This window comes from Rhodopirellula maiorica SM1, from assembly GCF_000346295.1.
In the GTDB taxonomy this organism is placed as follows: Bacteria; Planctomycetota; Planctomycetia; order Pirellulales; family Pirellulaceae; genus Novipirellula; species Novipirellula maiorica.
In genome coordinates this window covers 1-3,786 of the sequence record NZ_ANOG01000914.1, presented here as the reverse complement: position 1 = coordinate 3,786, position 3,786 = coordinate 1, and the positions used below count along the sequence as shown (strand labels likewise).

The window sequence follows — 3,786 nt, the reverse complement described above, 5'->3', positions numbered from 1 at the left end:
ACGCTGCTCCGATCGTTTGTGATTCACGGTGGTGATGTCACGGCGATGCTGGTTGGCATTCCGCCGAGACTTCTTCTTCAGTTTGCGTCAATCGGTTGCGAGCAATCCACACGCTGCACTCGGCGTGACGCAAAACATAGCGTGAGGTGCTGCCCAACAAAAAACGGCTCACTCCACTGCGTGGTTTTTCGCCCACCACCACCATGTCGATGGCATTCCGCTCGGCAAACGTCACAATCCCTTCTCCCACATGTTCGCTCTCGATCAAATGCGTTTGCGTTTCCGAGGACACCGCGAGAAGTTGATCATGGGCGTGATTCAAATTTTCGTGATATTGCCGTACGATTTGGGAATCCTCGGGCAGCACCCCAAAGAAATCATGCAGGTACGAAGCGATCGACAAAACATGGAACACGGTATCGCTACGCCAAGCAATTTCGGTCATCTCACAAAGCGCCGCTTTCGCCGGAGCGTCGATGCCATAGGCCAAGCAGACTCGGAAGCCATTCTGGTATTCGTGTCGCCCCGCTCCTCGCACAACTAAAACGCTGCAAGGAGCATGCGTTGCAACGTGGTCACTGACACTGCCTAGCAACATACGACTGATCTGCGAGCGTCCTTTGGCGCCGACAACAACCAAATCAGCGGCAATCTCTTTGGCAGTTTCGACAATCGTTTCATTGGGAGATCCTGATTCGATCCGATGACAAACGGATACGCTTTTGTCATCAAACATCTCCGCAATTTTGCCGTAGTGATCCACCGCATCTCGGCGGTCTTTTGCACACGCCTTATCATACGCATCCAACAGCGGATCATCGTCATGCACTAACGGACGCTGAACCACACTTAGAATCGTCAAATCCCAGTGGTTGCGGTGTGGCAGTGTTGAAACCCAACGGGCAGCTTCGTCTGAAATGTCCGAACCATCTACAGCGAGCAGGACCTTACGCATCGGTGGTCTCCTTGGCTTGGCTTCATTTAGCAAGCAACTTGAGTGCCAATGAACGACGAGCTCGTCAGGGATGCCACTACGCGGCGTTTAAGCCACCACCGATGACGACGAGGTGTGCAAATTGCCACGCCCCAGTGAGACGTATCGCACACTCAGGTATTCAGCCATGGTTTACCGCCCAATGCCATCTACTTTCGTAGTGGGACTCGCAGAGTTCCTAGTGTTTGAACAGCCACGATGGGAATTCTGGCGAATCCCACTACTTGAGCATCCCCCTGTGGTTGCCAAAGTAGATGGCATTGGTTTACCGCAACCCGACGCGGCAGCCCCGTCTATGCCGACGAAACCAAGCGAGCCTTCGGGTCGGCTGATATCGCTTGGGCTAAACTTGCCACACTGCACGGCAGCGTGTGGACCGAACGATTGGCGGTGGATCGCACCGCTTGGCCGCTTCGTACCAGCACCAATCCATGGCGAGTTTCGCGTGCTGAGGTATGTTTGGAGAGTTGACGACGCGTTACATCCAGTGCGTTGATCACCATCGCAGCCTCTTGCTGGGGATCATCCTGCGAAGGTGTAAATCCGACCGCTGGCAACATCCACTGCACAATATCCCAATCCCTTTCCCCCACACAGTGATACAAGCAGGGAGTTAAGTTCGACGACGGGTCACACAGACCACTGAAATCTTCCAATTCGGCCATCATCTCCAGTACCGCTTCGCGGGTTCGCGTGACGAGTTCCGAAACGGGCCGGCGACAATGTTGACGCAGTACATTCGCTGGCGGAATCTCGACGAGATCCCATGCTTCCCATCTACCGACGGCAAGCCATCCAATCAAGACGGCGACTTTGACAAGCTCAGCTCCTTCGCGATCCTCAGGGTCAAGATCCTCGAGTTGTCGATACGACCTGTCGATATATTGCAGCGGCCCGATGATGTCTTGAGGAATTTGACACTTATTTAACATTCGTGCGAGCGACTCGGACTGTGTCGCCGACAATGCACGTTGTTCTAACACCGTCAAAGCCTCGCCCGAATCATTTGCGTGTTGGATCATTGTCGACACATCATTGGGAAACGCCTGGGCAAGCACGAGACGACCGAGTGAGTGCATCGCGGCGCTGAGCAAGATTCCCGCGTTTCCACCCGAGTTTTTCCTCAGCGATATCAAAATTTTGGCCGCCGCTCGCGCAGCGAGGCTGCGTTGCCACGCGAGCGGCACATCCATCGAAGTTACCGTCATCTCGCGTATCGACGAACTCGCATTTAATGCCAGTGCCAACTCACCCACATGGCGTCGTCCGATTCGCACGACGACCTCTTCCAATCGCAAATTCGATCCCGACCGATTATAAAAACTACTGTTGCCCATACGGATCAATTCCGCACTCAAACTCGGTTCACGGCGAATCGCAGCGCAAATCTCATGGACTTCGGAATTGGGATTACAAGCGAGTCGGCATGCTTCGATCACTCCCTCAGAAAACGGCAACGATTCCACCCCCAATGCATTGGCCGACCGTGCCGCGAGAGGCCGTTTTGCATCCGACGGCATTCGAGACATTTGATTGCGTTCGCTGCTCCCTGCCTGGTTCAATTGTCCCACCTTGGACACATCTTGCGGAGCGATCGTCGTCGCGGCCTTACCACTGCTGATTCGTCGCTCTACCATGCCTACCATTTTGGCGGCAAAGGCAGCATAGTGAGTTGGTTTGTAAACAATGTCATCGACGCCACGATTCATCAAGTCCTTGACAATACGCGGCTCGATGACTGAAGTGTGAATGGCAATCGTGGGACGGTTTTCAAGTGCCAACAATTCGACAGCGAGTGCATGTCCGTTTTTATGCGGCATTGCCAAATCGGTGACGACCAGATGGTACTTTCCACCTGCGATCATTTGCATCGCCTCTTGACCATCGCTTGCTTGATGGCACTGAAAACCTTCATGTTGAAGGGCAAACATCAACATTTTCCGAGCGATCGCTTCGTCGTCGACGACTATGGCTAATCGCTTCGGTTTTGGCTCACTCACGTCATGGTCCTTGTCGGGTTTGATTTGTTTCAGAAGTATTCGATTTGAATGGGATGAACTTAATTCGTGCTACGACCACTGCTGCGTACGTTTTTTCACGATTGGGAGGTAGCCGAGGCATTCATCAACCACGTTCGTCAGGTCCTTCACCAAGCGATGCATCATCTCAATTTCCCCTGCCTTGCCCGCCGATTCGATACGGGCAGAGATCGACTGGACCTCTTGAGCCGCGACAATGCCAGCGATGCCTTTGAGCGAGTGTGCCACTTTGGAAGCGGCCAATACGTCACCATGATCAATCAATTGGACAATCTGAGTCATTCGATCCCGACCATCCTCGGCAAAGGAATCGAGTAGCGACTCTGCGAACTGGACATCTCCCATACAGCGTTCATAGAGTGAATCGAAATCAATGGGCGACGGATCGTCGGGAATCGCAGCGGACGTCGGTGGCTCGGTGACAACCGTTTTCACCGGCTCGTCGTGAACGCGTTGCAGCAGCGTTTGAATCATCGAAACGAGATAACGCGGGTTAAACGGCTTGGGCATATACTCATCCATCCCCGCATCCAAACAAAGCTCACGATCGCCTTTGATCGCGTTGGCGGTCAGCGCGGCGATGGGGCGATGCCCTTTCAGTCGACCATCGGATTCTCGTTTTCGAATCTGACGCGTGGCCTCGTAACCATCCATCTCTGGCATTTGACAGTCCATTAAGATCAAGTTGTAATCCCAGGTTTCGACTGCTTTGATCGCCTTTGTGCCATTATGACGATATCGCACTGCCATCCT

Annotated in this window: 3 protein-coding genes; all 3 read right to left on the bottom strand. The window is 53.4% G+C overall.

Annotated elements, in window-relative coordinates; all coding sequences use genetic code 11:
- Positions 1–37 precede the first annotated feature (37 nt).
- The gene (locus tag RMSM_RS29030; RefSeq protein WP_008705756.1) at positions 38–955 is read right to left on the bottom strand and encodes a universal stress protein; all 918 of its coding nucleotides are present in this window, start codon (positions 953–955) and stop codon (positions 38–40) included.
- 332 nt (positions 956–1,287) lie between these two features.
- Positions 1,288–2,994, bottom strand: a complete 1,707-nt coding sequence (locus RMSM_RS29025; RefSeq protein ID WP_008705754.1) for an HDOD domain-containing protein — start codon at positions 2,992–2,994, stop codon at positions 1,288–1,290.
- A 69-nt stretch (positions 2,995–3,063) separates the two neighbouring features.
- A partial coding sequence (locus tag RMSM_RS29020; protein ID WP_144058045.1) for a response regulator occupies positions 3,064–3,786 on the bottom strand: 723 nt, incomplete at its 5' end.